Here is a 16,200-nt window from a genome sequence, read left to right as displayed (position 1 = left end):
CTCGGCCGTTACGGCTGGCCGAAGGTGAGGATCAGCTGCGGCGTCCCCTCGTTGGCGGTGGACTCGGAGGACCACAGCCACAGCGGGTCGCTGCCGTTGCTGGTCAGCGCCACGCTGTACTCGCCGCCGAGGACGGCCGACAGGGCGGCCTTGTCCAGGTCGACGTTGTGCACGGCGGAGCCGTCGGCGATGCCGCCGATGGTGCCGAGCACGGTCGCGCCCAGCGCCGGCTTGGTGTTGTACGAGGTGCTCGCGCCGCTCCAGGTGCCGGTGACCGGGACCACGGAGACGGTGTCGGCGGTGCCGGCGCCCGTCTGGGTGGTGGTCTTGATCTGGAGGGAGGCGGCCTTCAGGACCTGGCCGGCCGGGGCGGCCGGGAGGTTGAAGCGCAGGTAGGTCTCGTACAGCGAGCCGCTGCCGCGGACCGCCATGGAGGTGGTGGTGCCGTAGCTCGCGCTCGGCGCACCCTGGTTGACGTAGGTGTCCTCGGCCGCGGAGACCTCGGTGACCGTCTCGGTCTGGGCCTTGGCCAGGTTGTAGTGGTTCTGGGCCTGGGCCTGGGTGAGGACGGTCGGGTAGACCGCGGTCTCGTCGAGCTGGCCGGCGAAGAAGTTGCTCGTCGGGCGGTTCGGCCAGCTGGCCAGGTTGTCGCCGCCGACGTGCCAGTAGCCCGCGTAGGCCTGGTGCGTGGTGACGTTCAGAGTGCCCTTGTTCTGGCCGTCGACGTACAGGGCCATGCCGCCGGGGCCCTGGGTGGCGACCACGTGGTGCCACTTGTTGTCGTTGTACGAGTCGAACAGGCCGGTCGTGATGGTCCGGGTGGAGCCGTTGTAGACGCCGAAGACCAGACGACCGGAGTTCGTCATGTAGATCTGCTTGTCGTAGCTGCTGCTGTTGCGGGTGGTGTTGTTGCCGAACCCGATCAGCTTGCCGCCGCGCGTGGTGCCGGTCTTGAACCAGGTCTCCAGGGTGTAGGTGGAGCCCACGGTCTGGCGGCGGTCGCTGTGCAGCTGCTCGTCCGTGCCGTTGAAGCCGATGGCCGTGCTGGTGCCGGAGATGGCGCCCGGGGCCTGGCGCAGGGCGGGGGCGTTGATGTGCAGACCGCTGGTGTTGCCGTTCGACGAGTCGGCCACGTAGGGGGTGACCGCGTCGTCGTAGCGCCAGTACAGCTCGGCGCCGTCCTGGCGGACCTGGTTCGGGTACGCCTGGACCGAGGCCGGGACGGTCACGGTGGAGGCGGTCGACAGGGCGCTGGTGTTGCCCGCGGCGTCGGTGGCGGTCACCCGGTAGGTGTACGAGTTGCCGGCCTTGACGGTGCTGTCGGTCCAGGAGGCCTGCGGGCGCTCCCACTCCAGGGACTCGGCGGTGACGGTGGCGACCGGGGTGGCGGAGCCGTTCCGGTAGATCCGGTACGTCAGCTTGCTGTCGTCCTGGTCGTAGCTGGTGCGCCAGCGGACCTGGGCCTCGCCGGGCTTGACGGAGGAGGCGCTGGCGACCGGGGTGGTCGGGGCGCCGACGTCGCCGGTGGAGGCGAAGCGGGTCAGGCCCATCTGCGGCTTGCCGTTGATGAGCGTGAACTCACCGCCGACCCACATGTACTTGACGTCGTTCTTCTCCGCGATGGCCATGACGCGCGGGCCGATGCCCTCGCCGATGCCGTCGTTGGCGTTGGGGTGCCAGCCGAGCTTGCGGGGGCTGCGGACGTAGCCGTCGACGGGCGCGGGGGCCGCGCCCTCGTGGTTGGTCAGCTGGGCCAGCAGGAAGTTCCGCTTGCCGTCGGGGAACTGCAGCTCGGTGGAGCAGTCGTGCGCGTGCGAGGAGCTGTACAGCACGCCCTGGTACGGGAGCACGAACTGGGTGGCGCCGAGGCAGCGGTCGCGCCACTTCTCGGAGAAGTCGCTCAGGCGCAGGCCGATGCGGCCGTCGAAGACGCCACCGCCGGAGCCCTCGTTGCCGGTGTAGAAGCCGCCCTCGTCGTCGGTGGCGATGTGCTTGACCACCGAGTTGGTGGGGATGTAGCCGCTCGCGTAGCTCTTCGTGACGGCACCGGTGGTCGCGTTGACCACGGCCAGCGCGTGGCTGTTGGCGCCGTTGACGGAGAAGAAGTCGCCGCCGATGATCACGTTCGCGCCGTCGGGCGTGACGGCGATGGCGCGGCCGGGCTCGTCGGCGTTGGCCGTGAACGGCTTCAGGGCGCCGGTGGAGGCGTCGACGGCGGCGAAGCGCTGTCGGGTCGCGCCCTCGACGGTGCCGAAGTCGCCGGCCGCGTAGAGGGTGTCGTCCGTGACGGCGAGCGCGCGGACGGTGGCCGGGAAGGCCGGGTGGAACGCAGCCTTGGGGGTGCAGCTCTCGATGTCGATGGCCGCGACGCTGCTGACCGGGACGTTGTTGACGGCACCGAAGTAGCCGCCCGCGTACAGCGTCTTGCCGTCCTTGGAGACGGCGAGCGCGCGGACCGTCGCGGAGCCCTCACCGACGGTGAAGGACAGTTCGCAGTCGGTCGGCGCGCCGGTCGCGGCGTCGAGCGCCACGAAGTTGACGGCCTCCTTCTCGGTGCCGCTGCCGCCCTCGGGCGGGGTGACGGCGGAGAAGGTGCCGCCCGCGAACACGGTGCCGTTGGCCTGCGCCATGGCGAACACGATGCCGTTGGTCTGCCAGGTCGGCAGCTCGTCGGCCGTGAAGGCCACGGGCGTGGTGATGGCGGACGCCTGAGGCATCACCATCAGCCCGATGCCGGCACCTGCGCCGGCGAGAGACAGGACGAGGGCGGCGGTCAGCCCTCTTGATCTACGCATGAGCCCCCCAGGGCAATTCGCCCGGTGATGAATGGCTGAAATTATCCGAACAGCCATATGTACTGGCGCAGATTAGGGCTCAAGTGAGGGCCCGGTCACCCCACTTGACCCATTGCATACCAATGGGCTCGAGCGAATCGGTGCACTGCGGACATACGGCACTACGGACATTCGAACGGCAGGTTCCGGCCACGACCGGGTGGGCGTGACCGGAACATGCAAACTCTAGGACCTCAGCGGTCGATCCGGACGGTTGCCCCGGCCAACTGGTCCTCGACCTGGCGGATGTCGGCGTCCACCATGATCCGCGCCAGCTCGTCCACCAGGACCGTCGCCTTCCAGCCGAGCAGCTCCTGGGCCTTGCTGGAGTCGCCGATCAGGGCGTCGACCTCGCTGGGGCGCTCGTACTTGGGGTCGTACCGCACGTGCTCGTTCCAGTCGAGGCCCGCGTGCGCGAACGAGGCTTCCACGAACTGGCGGACCGTGGCCGCGACTCCGGTGGCCACCACGTAGTCGGTGGGCTCGTCCTGCTGGAGCATCCGCCACATCGCGTCGACGTACTCCGGGGCGTAGCCCCAGTCGCGGACCGCGTCGAGGTTGCCCAGGTACAGCTTGTCCTGGAGGCCCGTCTTGATCCGCGCCACGGCGCGGGTGATCTTGCGGGTCACGAAGGTCTCGCCGCGGCGCGGGGACTCGTGGTTGAAGAGGATGCCGTTGACGGCGTACATGTCGTACGCCTCGCGGTAGTTCACGGTGGCCCAGTACGCGAAGACCTTCGCGGCGCCGTAGGGGCTGCGCGGGTGGAACGGGGTGGACTCGTTCTGCGGCGGCGGGGTGGAGCCGAACATCTCGGACGAGGACGCCTGGTAGATGCGGGTGTTCACGCCGCTCGCCCGGATCGCCTCCAGCAGCCGCAGCGCGCCGAGGCCCGTGACGTCGCCGGTGTACAGCGGGGCGTCGAAGGAGACGCGGACGTGGGACTGGGCGCCCAGGTTGTAGACCTCGTCGGGCTGTATCTCGCGCAGCAGGTTCACCAGGGCCACGCCGTCGGACAGGTCCGCGTGGTGCAGCACGAAGGAGCGGTTGGCCGTCTGCGGGTCCTGGTAGACGTGGTCGATCCGCTCGGTGTTGAAGCTGGACGACCGCCGCACGAGCCCGTGCACCGTGTAGCCCTTCGAGAGCAGGAGCTCGGCCAGGTACGAGCCGTCCTGTCCCGTCACGCCGGTGATCAGTGCGGTCTTGCTCATGCGGGTTCCCCCAGGATCGTTGTTGTTCGTACTGAAATACGGGGTTGGTCCCCTGCGGGTGAAGCGGGTTTGACATCATCCGACGCATGACTGCATCGATGCCGTACCTGCCCACGCACGCCCGCGTCTTCGTCGCGGGTCACCGCGGCCTCGTGGGCTCCGCCGTGGCCCGGCGGCTCACCGCCGACGGCCACGAGGTGATCACCCGTGGCCGCGCCGAGCTGGACCTCCGCGACGCGGCGGCCACGGAGGCCTTCCTCAAGGACGTCCGGCCCGACGCTGTGGTTCTCGCCGCCGCCAAGGTGGGCGGCATCATGGCGAACAGCACCTACCCGGTGCAGTTCCTCGAGGACAACCTGAAGATCCAGCTGAGCGTCATCGCCGGGGCGCACGCCGCCGGCGTCGGCCGCCTGCTGTTCCTCGGCTCCTCGTGCATCTACCCGAAGCTGGCGCCGCAGCCGATCAGCGAGGACGCCCTGCTGACCGGCCCGCTGGAGCCGACCAACGAGGCGTACGCGCTGGCCAAGATCGCCGGCATCGTCCAGGTCCAGTCGTACCGGAAGCAGTACGGCGCCTCGTACATCTCGGCCATGCCGACGAACCTCTACGGCCCGGGCGACAACTTCGACCTGGAGACCTCGCACGTGCTGCCCGCCCTGATCCGCCGCTTCCACGAGGCGGCGGCCGAGGGGCGCGAGGAGGTCACGCTGTGGGGATCGGGCACGCCGCGCCGCGAGTTCCTGCACGTGGACGACCTGGCGGCCGCGTGCGCGGTGCTGCTGGCCTCGTACGACGGCGACGAGCCCGTCAACATCGGCTGCGGCGAGGACCTGACCATCCGGGAACTCGCCGAGACCGTGGCCGACGTGACCGGCTTCCGCGGCCGGCTCGCCTGGGACACGAGCAAGCCCGACGGCACGCCGCGCAAGCTGCTGGACGTGTCCCGGCTGACCTCCCTCGGCTGGAAGCCCGGGATCCCGCTGCGGGACGGCATCGCGTCCACCTACCGGTGGTGGCGCGAGCAGAGCTGAACTCATCCGTGGTGCTCCTCAGTACGCTCCGCGCCCGTCGACGACGGCGCGGAACGTACGGGCCACCAGGTCGACGTCACTGGTGAAGGACCAGTTGTCGACGTACTGGAGGTCGAGCTGGATGGTCTCGTCCCAGGACAGGTCGGAGCGGCCGCTGATCTGCCACAGGCCGGTCATGCCGGGGCGGACCGTCAGGCGGCGCAGCTCGACCTCGTCGTACTCGGCGACCTCCTCGGGCAGCGGCGGCCGGGGGCCGACCAGCGACATCCGGCCGGTGAGCACGTTGATGAGCTGCGGCAGTTCGTCGAGAGAGGTACGGCGCAGGAAGCGGCCGACCCGGGTGATCCGGGGGTCGCGGCGCATCTTGAACATGTGGCCGTCGTTCTCGTTGGCCCCGGCCAGCTCCGCCTTGCGCTGGTCGGCGTCGACGACCATGGTGCGGAACTTCCACATGACGAACGGGACGCCGTCCCGGCCGATGCGGCGCTGCCGGTAGAAGGCGGGGCCGGGCGAGCCCAGCCGGATCGCGGTCACGAGGGCGAGGAAGACGGGCGCCAGGACCAGCAGGCCGAGGCCGGCGCCGGCCCGGTCGAGCACCGACTTCAGTACGGGCTGCACGCCGCGGCGCACCGGGGGCGCGACCCGCAGCACGGCGAGGCCGCCCGCGGACAGGGTCTCCAGACGCTTGACGGAGATCTCGACCAGGCCCGGGAACACGGCCAGTTCCAGGCCGGCGTCGTGCAGGGCCCAGGCCACGCGGCGCAGCCGCTCGCCGGCCAGCCGGGCGCCGGGGGCGACGAGGACGAGGTCGGCGCGCAGGCCGCGGACCGCGGCGAGGACCGTGTCGGCGTCCCCGGCCGGGGCCGCGGGCATCTCGTGGGCGAGGCGGGCGGGCACCGGTACGCCGCTGGTCGTGCGGCCCGGGCCGACGGGGAGGGCGCCCACGACGACGTACGGGTGGTCGGTGCGGCCGGCCAGGTGGGCGATGACGCTCTCGGCGGCGTCCGGCTCCCCGATGACCAGCACCCGGCTGACGGCCTGGGCCTCGCGGCGGGCCGCGGCGAGGTGACGGTAGGTCAGCTTGTGGCAGACGAGGGTGACCAGGAGGGCCGGCAGCAGGGCCGCCAGGGAGACCAGCGGGTGACTGGACTCGCCCGTGGCGGCCCGGGCAACGGCCAGGACACCGAGCAGAATCAGCCAGTCGTGGAGTACGGGCAGCGCTCCCCGGGACTCGCCCAGCGCGCGGGCGGAGTAGCGCCGGCGGAGCGTCTGGACACCCGCCCAGGCGAACGCGGCACCGACGGCGCAGATTATGGGACGCGGCTGGTGGGAGGCCTCGAAGGCCAGGGCGACCGGGACCCCGGCGCCGAGCAGGTCGGAGCTCAGCGCGGCGGGCAGGTACCAGCGGGCCTTGTCACCGAGGCCGCGCGGGGCAGCTCCCGACACCGGCTCTGATCTGGCCACTCTCGGAGCGGGAACGTGAACATGCCTCATGGGCCCCCCTGGCACGTGTGGTCTCTACGTGTCGCGCTCGTCCACCGCTTCCCCTGGCGGTGGACGTCTGACGCACCGGGAAACAGTACGACAAACACCCGTACGGTTAGTGCCGTTTACGGCAAAGAGACATCTCGTTGCCCAGTCGTTAACACCCGGTACCTCTCATTCCAGATGCCGGACGCCCGGCCATCCACCCGGCCGCCCATAAGGAGATGAACGGTTCGTATAGCGGACATGCCGCTTCGGACAACGAACCATTTCTGGCCAACCTTGTGACGCGCCCCTGACATGTTCATGCCTCTGATGGCACTCTTCACTCCGTTCTGCGCACTGCCTGCTCTGCCCGGTGGCCCACCCAGCCGTCCGGAACCCCCCTGCAGAAGGAGTCCTGCGTTGAGTCCCACCCCCCATAGGCGTGCCACCGCGGCCGGCGCGCTCGTTGCCGCTGCGGCCATGCTCGCCGTCGGCATCCAGGCCGGTTCCGCCACCGCCGACGCCACCGCGTCGAACGCGGCCCAGGCCGCCCGCCCGAACCCGGGCGCCGCTGCCGTCAAGCTGACCCCCTCCCAGCGTGCGACGCTGATCGCGGAGGCGGGATCCGGCACCGCCCAGGCCGCCAAGGCCCTCGGGCTCGGCGGCCAGGAGAAGCTCATCGTCCGCGACGTGGCCAAGGACGCCGACGGCACGACGCACACCACGTACGAGCGGACCTTCGCCGGACTGCCCGTGCTCGGCGGTGACCTGACGGTCCATGCCCGCAACGGCGTGACCAAGTCCGTCACCAAGGCCACCCACCACACCATCAGCGTGCCGACGACCTCCGCCACGGTGGCCGCCTCGGCCGCCGAGAAGCAGGCGATCGGCGCCGCGAAGGCCGAGGGCGGCAAGGACGCCAAGCCTTCCCGGGCCGCCCGCAAGGTCGTCTGGGCCGCCTCCGGCGCCCCCGTCCTCGCGTACGAGACCGTCGTCGGCGGCCTCCAGCACGACGGCACGCCGAGCGAGCTGCACGTGGTCACCAACGCCAAGACCGGCGCGAAGATAGCCGAGTGGCAGGGCGTCGAGACCGGTACCGGCAACACCATGTACAGCGGCACCGTGACGCTGGGCACCTCGCAGTCGGGCAGCACCTACAACCTGACCGACGCGACGCGCGGCAACCACAAGACGTACAACCTCAACCGGGGCACCTCCGGCACCGGCACGCTGTTCTCCGGATCCGACGACGTCTGGGGCAACGGCTCGCCTTCCAACCTGGAGACGGCCGGCGCCGACGCCCACTACGGCGCCGCCCTGACCTGGGACTACTACAAGAACGTGCACGGCCGCAACGGCCTGCGCAACGACGGTGTCGCACCCTACACCCGGGTCCACTACGGCAACGCCTACGTCAACGCGTTCTGGCAGGACTCCTGCTTCTGCATGACGTACGGCGACGGTGACGGCAACGTCAAGCCGCTCACGTCGATCGACGTGGCCGCGCACGAGATGACCCACGGCATGACCTCGGTCACCGGCAACATGACCTACTCGGGCGAGCCCGGCGGTCTGAACGAGGCCACCTCCGACATCTTCGCGGCGGCGGTCGAGTTCTACGGCGGCAACTCCAACGACGTGGGCGACTACCTCGTCGGCGAGAAGATCGACATCCGCGGCAACGGCACCCCGCTGCGCTACATGGACAAGCCGAGCAAGGACGGCTCGTCCAAGGACGCGTGGTACTCCGGCATCGGCTCCATCGACGTCCACTACTCCTCGGGCCCGGCGAACCACTGGTTCTACCTCGCCTCCGAGGGCAGCGGCCCGAAGGTGATCAACGGCGTGAGCTACGACTCGCCGACCTCCGACGGCCAGCCGGTGACGCCGATCGGCCGCGCCGCCGCCGAGAAGATCTGGTTCCGCGCGCTGACCGTGGGCTACTTCAAGTCCACGACCAACTACGCGGACGCCCGCGTCCAGACCCTGAAGGCCGCGGCCGACCTGTACGGCCAGGGCTCCGCCACGTACAACAACGTCGCGAACGCCTGGGCCGCCATCAACGTCGGCGCGCGCATCGTCAACGGCGTCTCGGTCACCAACCCGGGCAACCAGAACACCGTCATCAACACGGCGGCCAGCCTGCAGATCCAGGCGACCTCCACCAACCCGGGCGCGCTGAGCTACTCGGCCACCGGCCTCCCGGCCGGCCTGTCGATCAACTCCTCCACCGGTCTGATCTCCGGCACCGCCACCACCGCGGGCACCTCCAACGTCACGGTGACGGTCACGGACTCGACCAACGCGACCGGTACCGCGTCGTTCACCTGGACGGTCGGCACCAACCAGCAGAACGTCTTCGAGAACACCAACGACTACACGATCAGCGACAACTCGACCGTGGAGTCGCCGATCGCCGTCACCCGGACGGGCAACGCGTCGTCGGCCCTGAAGGTGGACGTGAACATCGTCCACACCTACGTCGGTGACCTGAAGGTCGACCTCGTCGCCCCCGACGGCTCCGTCTACAACCTGCGCAACCGCACCGGCGGCAGCGCGGACAACATCGTGCAGTCGTTCACGGTGAACGCCTCCTCCGAGGTGGCCCAGGGCACCTGGAAGCTCCGTGTCGCGGACCTCGCGGCCCTCGACACCGGCTACATCAACAGCTGGAAGCTCACCTTCTGACCGGGGGCGAGTGACGGCAGCACCACCTGAGTGACCCACAGAACGGCCCGGGGACCATCCCCGGGCCGTTCCGCACGTCCGGGCAGCGAAATCCGCACCCCCACCACGCCGCACCCGGAATCGCACCGCACCCGCCACGGGACCGGCACCCGGCACGGGACCCGCACCCGGCACAGGAACGGCAACGAACCGCACCCGGCACGGGCCCCGCACCCCCGGAGGGCTACCGCAGCGGCGGCGGCGCGGCCGTCGACGCCGTCGTCGACGGGGCGGCCAGCAGCCCCAGCTCCGCCCCGTGGGCCAGCAGCCCGTGGGACGGCAGGATCCGCACCGTGTAGCCGAAGGGCCCGGTGCGGTCCAGGGCCAGCGGCCCCTCGTACAGCCAGCGGCCCTCCAGGTCCGGGCCACCCGCCGGCTTGAGCGGGAACACCCGCGCGTCGGTGATCACGTCCTCCGCGTCCACCCGGCCGGCCAGCGCCTGCACCTCCACGTCGTCCGGCCCGAGCGCGTCCAGGCTCACCTGCACCCGCAGGCTCAGCGTGGCGCCCAGCTGGGCGGTGCCGTTGACCGGGGTGGCCGCGAGGGCCTCCACGTGGTCCACCGCCACCCCCGCCCAGGCGGCCCGCACCCGGGACTTCCAGTCGGCCAGTTCGCGGGCGGCGTCCGGTACCAGGGCGCGGTGGGCCCGGGCGGCCGGCGCGTACAGCCGCTCCACGTACTCGCGCACCATCCGGCCCGCCAGCACCTTCGGTCCCAGCGACACCAGCGTCCTGCGGACCATCTCGATCCACCGGCCCGGCAGGTTGCCGCCGCCGGAGCGGTCGTAGAAGCGCGGCACCACACGGCGCTCGATCAGCTCGTAGAGGGCCGCCGCCTCCAGGTCGTCGCGGCGGTCCTCGTCCGTGCCGGCGCCGTCGGCCGTCGGGATGGCCCAGCCGAAGTCCGGCTCGAACCACTCGTCCCACCAGCCGTCCAGCACCGACAGGTTGAGGCAGCCGTTCAGCGCCGCCTTCATGCCGCTGGTCCCGCAGGCCTCCAGCGGCCGCAGCGGGTTGTTCAGCCACACGTCGCAGCCCGGGTAGAGCTTCTGGGCCATCGCCATGCCGTAGTCGGGCAGGAAGACGATGCGGTGCCGCACGCGCGGGTCGTCGGAGAACCGCACCAGCTCCTGCACCAGCCGCTTGCCCCCGTCGTCGGCGGGATGGGCCTTCCCCGCCACCACGATCTGGACCGGCCGCTCCGGGTCGAGCAGCAGCCTCCTCAGCCGCTCCGGATCCCGCAGCATCAGCGTCAGCCGCTTGTACGAGGGCACCCGGCGCGCGAACCCGATGGTCAGCACGTCCGGGTCCAGCACCGAGTCGACCCAGCCGAGTTCCGCGGCCCCGGCGCCGCGCTGCCGCCAGGATGCCCGCAGCCGCTCGCGCACCTCCTGCACCAGCTGCTCGCGCAGCCCCCGGCGCAGGTCCCAGACGTCCGCGTCCGGGATGTCCGCCACGGCGTCCCAGCGCGCCGAGCCGCCCACCGACAGGGCGTCCTCGGCCCGTCCGGCACCGATCTGGCGGGCGCCGAGCCGCATCACCTCGGGCGCCACCCAGGTCGGCGCGTGCACGCCGTTGGTGATGGAGGTGATCGGCACGTCGGCGGGGTCGAACCCGGGCCACAGGCCCGCGAACATGCCGCGGCTGACGGCCCCGTGCAGGGTGGAGACGCCGTTGGCGCGCTGCGCCAGCCGCAGTCCCATCACGGCCATGTTGAAGATGCCGGGGTCGCCGCCCTCGTAGGTCTCCAGGCCGAGCTCGAGGATGCGGTCGACGGGGATGCCGGCCAGTTCGCCGCCCTCGCCGAAGTGGCGGGCGACCAGGGCGCGGTCGAAGCGGTCGATGCCGGCGGGGACGGGGGTGTGGGTGGTGAAGACGGTCCCCGCCCGGACCGTCTCCAGCGCGGCGTCGAAGCCCAGGCCTTCGACCGCGAGTTCCCTTATGCGCTCCAGGCCGAGGAAGCCGGCGTGTCCCTCGTTCGTGTGGAAGACCTCGGGTTCCGGGTGACCGGTCAGGGAGCAGTACGTGCGGACCGCGCGCACCCCGCCGATGCCCAGCAGCATCTCCTGGAGCAGCCGGTGGTCGCTGCCGCCGCCGTAGAGCCGGTCGGTCACCTCGCGGGCGGCGGCGTCGTTGTCCTCGACGTCGGAGTCGAGCAGCAGCAGCGGCACGCGGCCCACCCGCGCCTGCCAGACGTGGGCGTGCAGGGTGCGGCCGGAGGGGAGCTGGAGGGTGATCCGGCAGGGGTCGCCGTCGGGCTGGCGGAGCAGGGAGACGGGCAGCTCGTTCGGGTCGAGCACGGGGTAGTGCTCCTGCTGCCAGCCGTCCCGGGAGAGGGACTGGCGGAAGTAGCCGTGGCGGTAGAGCAGCCCGACCCCGATGAGCGGGGCGCCGAGGTCGCTGGCGGCCTTGAGGTGGTCCCCGGCGAGGATCCCGAGGCCGCCGGAGTACTGCGGCAGCGCGGCGGTGATCCCGAACTCGGGCGAGAAGTAGGCGACGGCGGCGGGCAGTTCCGGGGCGTTCTCCTGGTTCTGGTACCAGCGGTCGCCGCGGAGGTAGTCGTCGAGGTCGGCGGAGACGGCGGCCAGCCGGCGCAGGAACCTGCGGTCCTGGGACAGCTCGGCGAGCCGGGCGGCGGAGACGGAGCCGAGCAGCCGGACGGGGTCGCCGCCCGCCGCGTGCCAGCCCTCGGGGTCGACGGATTGGAAGAGTTCGCGGGTCTCCGCGTGCCAGGACCAGCGCAGGTTGCGCGCGAGGCCGTGGAGCGGCTGGAGGGGTTCCGGCAGGACGGGGCGCACGGTGAATCGACGGATTGCCTTCACGTGTCCACCTTCGCAGGGGAGGTACGGATCGTCATGGACGCACCACGCTGTGCGTTCCGGCTTCACCCCAGGAAAGGTAGCCGCGTCGAACTCCCGCCATTCCCGTTACGTATGAGTAGTTGACCCGAAGACCGGATTGCACCGCCCGAACGCGGGGAAAGGCTGACCGCGTGCCTCCCCCGCCGGGAGTGCACCGTGCACCCGCCCCCCACTTCCCGCCACCCGAGTGAACGCGGACAGGAGCGGCCATGCCCGCACTTCAGCCGTCGTTGGAGCGGCTAGAAACAGACCGAGCAGAGCGCGCCGCCCCGGCGCGTCTCGGACCATGCCCCCGGAACCACCCCCAGGTGATCTCATGATCGGTCGCATTCCCGTGCTGGACGTCCGCCCTGCCGTCGACTGCGGTGCCAGGCCCGCGAAAGCGGTGGTGGACGAGGTGTTCGAGGTGTCGGCGACGGTCTTCCGCGAAGGGCACGAGTGCGTCGCGGCGCACCTGGTGCTGCGGGACCCCGCCGGCAAGGAGCAGCCGCCCGTCCCGATGCGGGAGCTGGCCCCCGGGACCGACCGGTGGGGGGCGCGGATCTCGGCACCGACGGAGGGCCGCTGGACGTACACGGTGGAGGCGTGGAGCGATCCGCTGGCGACCTGGCGGGAGCACGCGGGCATCAAGATCCCGGCCGGGATCGACACGGCCCTGGTGCTGATGGAGGGCGCGGAGCTGTTCGACCGGGCCGCCACGGGCGTGCCGAAGCGGGACGGCCGCGAGGTGGTGCTGGCGGCTGCGGACGCGCTGCGGGACGAGGGGCGTCCGGCGGCCGAGCGGCTGGCGGCCGCGGTGGCGCCCGAGGTGACGGAGGTGCTGGCGCGGTTCCCGCTGCGGGAGCTGGTGACGCCGTCGAAGGCACTGCCGCTGCTGGTGGAGCGCAAGCGGGCGCTGTTCGGCTCCTGGTACGAGATGTTCCCGCGCTCGGAGGGCGCGGTGCTGCCGACCGGCAACCGGCGCAAGCCGAAGAGCGGCACCTTCCGCACGGCCGCCGAGCGGCTGCCCGCGGTGGCCGCGATGGGCTTCGACGTGGTCTACCTGCCGCCGGTCCACCCCATCGGCACGACCTTCCGGAAGGGGCCGAACAACGCCCTGAAGGCCGGGCGTTACGACGTGGGGGTGCCGTGGGCGATCGGTTCGCCGGAGGGCGGCCACGACGCGGTCCACCCGGACCTGGGCACCCTCGAAGACTTCGACCGCTTCGTGGCCCGGGCCGCCGAGCTGCGCATGGAGATCGCGCTGGACTTCGCGCTCCAGTGCTCGCCGGACCACCCGTGGGTGGAGAAGCACCCGGAGTGGTTCCGGCACCGGGCCGACGGCACGATCGCGTACGCGGAGAACCCGCCGAAGAAGTACCAGGACATCTATCCCCTGGACTTCGACCGTGACATGGACGGGCTGGTCGAGGAGACGGTACGGATCCTGCGGTTCTGGATGGACCACGGGGTGCGCATCTTCCGGGTGGACAATCCGCACACCAAGCCGGTGGTGTTCTGGGAACGGGTGATCGCGGAGGTCAACCACAGGGACCCGGACGTGATCTTCCTGGCCGAGGCGTTCACCCGGCCGGCGATGATGCGGACGCTGGCCGCGGTGGGCTTCCAGCAGTCGTACACGTACTTCACCTGGCGCAACACCAAGGCGGAGCTGACGGAGTACCTGACGGAGCTGTCGGGTGAATCCGCTGCGGCCATGCGGCCCAACCTCTTCGTCAACACGCCGGACATCCTGCACGCCTACCTGCAGCACGGCGGCCGCCCGGCGTTCGAGGTACGCGCCGTGCTGGCGGCCACCCTGTCCCCCACCTGGGGGGTGTACGCGGGCTACGAGCTGTGCGAGAACACCGCGCTGAAGGAGGGCGGCGAGGAGTACCTGGATTCGGAGAAGTACCAGCTCAGGCCGCGTGACTGGGCGGCGGCGGACCGCGAGGGGCGGACCATCGCGCCGCTGATCACCTCGCTCAACCGGCTGCGCCGCCGCAACCCCGCGCTCCAGCAGCTGCGCGACCTGCACTTCCACGAGACCGACAACGAGCAGGTGATCGCCTACTCGAAGACGGCGGAGACGCCGCAGGGCCGGAACACCGTGCTCGTGGTCGTCAACCTGGACCCGCACCACACCCAGGAGGCGACCGTCTCGTTGGACATGCCGGTACTCGGGCTCGACTGGCACGGGTCCCTCCCGGTGCGCGACGAGCTCACCGGCGACACCTACTACTGGGGCAGGGCGAACTACGTGCGCCTCGAACCGGGCCGCTCGCCCGCGCACGTACTGGCGGCCCTGCGACCGTCCCCGCCGAACGGAGGGTCACCCGCCTCATGATGATCAACGATCCCGTCCACGACACCTTCGAGGACACCCCCGCCAAGGACCGCGATCCCGAGTGGTTCAAGCGGGCGGTCTTCTACGAGGTCCTGGTCCGCTCCTTCCACGACAGCAACGGGGACGGCGTAGGGGACCTCAAGGGGCTGACCGCCAAGCTGGACTACCTCCAGTGGCTGGGCGTGGACTGCCTCTGGCTGCCGCCGTTCTTCAAGTCCCCCCTGCGGGACGGCGGTTACGACGTCTCGGACTACACGGCCGTGCTGCCGGAGTTCGGCGACCTGGCGGACTTCGTGGAGTTCGTCGACGCGGCGCACCAGCGCGGGATGCGGGTGATCATCGACTTCGTCATGAACCACACGAGCGACCAGCACGAGTGGTTCCAGCAGTCGCGGATGCATCCGGACGGCCCGTACGGCGACTACTACATGTGGGCCGACAACGACAAGCAGTACCAGGACGCCCGCATCATCTTCGTCGACACGGAGACCTCGAACTGGACGTACGACCCGGTACGCAAGCAGTACTACTGGCACCGCTTCTTCTCGCACCAGCCGGACCTCAACTTCGAGAACCCCGCCGTCCAGGAGGAGATCGTCTCCGCCCTGCGCTTCTGGCTGGACCTCGGCATCGACGGCTTCCGGCTGGACGCGGTCCCGTACCTGTACGCGGAGGAGGGGACGAACTGCGAGAACCTCCCCCGCACCCACACGCTGCTGAAGCGGATCCGGGCCGAGATCGACGCGCACTACCCGGACACCGTGCTGCTGGCCGAGGCCAACCAGTGGCCCGAGGACGTGGTCGACTACTTCGGCGACTTCGCCAAGGGCGGCGACGAGTGCCACATGGCCTTCCACTTCCCGGTGATGCCGCGCATCTTCATGGCGGTGCGGCGGGAGTCGCGGTACCCGGTCTCCGAGATCCTGGCCAAGACCCCGGCCATCCCGTCGGGCTGCCAGTGGGGCATCTTCCTCCGCAACCACGACGAGCTGACCCTCGAAATGGTCACGGACGAAGAGCGCGACTACATGTACGCGGAGTACGCCAAGGACCCGCGGATGCGCGCCAACATCGGCATCCGCCGCCGGCTCGCCCCGCTGCTGGACAACGACCGCAAGCAGATGGAGCTGTTCACCGCCCTGCTGCTGTCGCTGCCCGGCTCGCCCGTCCTCTACTACGGGGACGAGATCGGGATGGGCGACAACATCTGGCTGGGCGACCGGGACGGCGTCCGCACCCCGATGCAGTGGACCCCCGACCGGAACGCGGGTTTCTCCTCCTGCGACCCGGGCAGGCTGAACCTGCCGGTCATCATGGACCCGGTCTACGGGTACACGGTGACCAACGTCGAGGCCGCGATGTCCTCCCCGTCCTCGCTCCTGCACTGGACGCGCCGGCTGATCGAGATCCGGAAGCAGAACCCCGCCTTCGGACTCGGTTCGTACACAGAACTGCCGTCGTCCAACCCGGCGGTGATCGCGTTCCTGCGGGAGTACGGGGACGACCTGGTCCTCTGCGTGCACAACTTCTCGCGCTTCGCCCAGCCGACCGAGCTGGACCTGCGGTCGTTCAACGGACGGGTGCCGATGGAACTGACCGGGGAGATCCGCTTCCCCCCGATCGGCGAGTGGCCGTACCTGCTGACCCTGGCGGGCCACGGCTTCTACTGGTTCCGGCTGCGCGGGGAGTCCTGACCGCGTCCGCGCGGTCGGCGCGTACGACCTCACCAAGTGCACAGCGGCTC

The 16,200-nt window shown here is 70.6% G+C and carries 8 protein-coding genes; 4 read left to right on the top strand and 4 right to left on the bottom strand.

Annotated elements, in window-relative coordinates:
• Window positions 1-8: 8 nt before the first annotated feature.
• Together ACIQUQ_RS01590 and gmd are read right to left on the bottom strand one after the other, a co-directional pair.
• Window positions 9-2,795 carry a DNRLRE domain-containing protein gene (locus ACIQUQ_RS01590; RefSeq protein WP_403969907.1) on the bottom strand — a complete coding sequence of 929 codons (2,787 nt, stop codon included), beginning with the start codon at window positions 2,793-2,795 and terminating at the stop codon, window positions 9-11.
• Window positions 2,796-3,028: 233 nt separating this feature from the next.
• Entirely contained in the window at window positions 3,029-4,042 is a 1,014-nt protein-coding gene (gene gmd, locus ACIQUQ_RS01585; protein ID WP_403969904.1) for a GDP-mannose 4,6-dehydratase, read from the bottom strand.
• Between the two features lie 86 nt (window positions 4,043-4,128).
• Between gmd and ACIQUQ_RS01580 the strand changes: the two genes are divergently transcribed.
• Entirely contained in the window at window positions 4,129-5,073 is a 945-nt protein-coding gene (locus ACIQUQ_RS01580) for a GDP-L-fucose synthase family protein (RefSeq protein WP_403969901.1), read from the top strand.
• 18 nt (window positions 5,074-5,091) lie between these two features.
• Here ACIQUQ_RS01580 and ACIQUQ_RS01575 read toward each other — a convergent pair whose 3' ends face one another.
• Window positions 5,092-6,567 carry a sugar transferase gene (locus tag ACIQUQ_RS01575; RefSeq protein ID WP_403969898.1) on the bottom strand — a complete coding sequence of 492 codons (1,476 nt, stop codon included), beginning with the start codon at window positions 6,565-6,567 and terminating at the stop codon, window positions 5,092-5,094.
• A gap of 456 nt (window positions 6,568-7,023) precedes the next feature.
• On the opposite strand from ACIQUQ_RS01575, the gene ACIQUQ_RS01570 reads away from it, so the two are divergent.
• Complete coding sequence (locus ACIQUQ_RS01570) at window positions 7,024-9,231, top strand: M4 family metallopeptidase (protein WP_403970554.1); 2,208 nt, start codon at window positions 7,024-7,026, stop codon at window positions 9,229-9,231.
• Window positions 9,232-9,454: 223 nt separating this feature from the next.
• Here ACIQUQ_RS01570 and glgP read toward each other — a convergent pair whose 3' ends face one another.
• On the bottom strand, window positions 9,455-12,091 hold the full coding sequence (glgP, locus tag ACIQUQ_RS01565) for an alpha-glucan family phosphorylase (RefSeq protein WP_403969895.1): 2,637 nt from the start codon (window positions 12,089-12,091) through the stop codon (window positions 9,455-9,457).
• Window positions 12,092-12,446: 355 nt separating this feature from the next.
• Here glgP and ACIQUQ_RS01560 point away from each other — a divergent pair, with 355 nt between their 5' ends.
• A complete protein-coding gene (locus ACIQUQ_RS01560) occupies window positions 12,447-14,456 on the top strand; it encodes an alpha-1,4-glucan--maltose-1-phosphate maltosyltransferase (protein ID WP_403969892.1) in 2,010 nt (669 codons plus the stop codon).
• On the top strand, window positions 14,453-16,150 hold the full coding sequence (gene treS / locus ACIQUQ_RS01555; RefSeq protein ID WP_403662048.1) for a maltose alpha-D-glucosyltransferase: 1,698 nt from the start codon (window positions 14,453-14,455) through the stop codon (window positions 16,148-16,150). Before ACIQUQ_RS01560 ends, treS begins: the two co-directional genes overlap by 4 nt.
• Window positions 16,151-16,200 lie beyond the last annotated feature (50 nt).

This window comes from Streptomyces sp. NPDC101118, assembly GCF_044759445.1.
Classification (GTDB): domain Bacteria; phylum Actinomycetota; class Actinomycetes; order Streptomycetales; family Streptomycetaceae; genus Streptomyces.
Note: the sequence above shows the minus strand (reverse complement) of the source record. Positions and strands in the feature narration are given on the sequence as shown.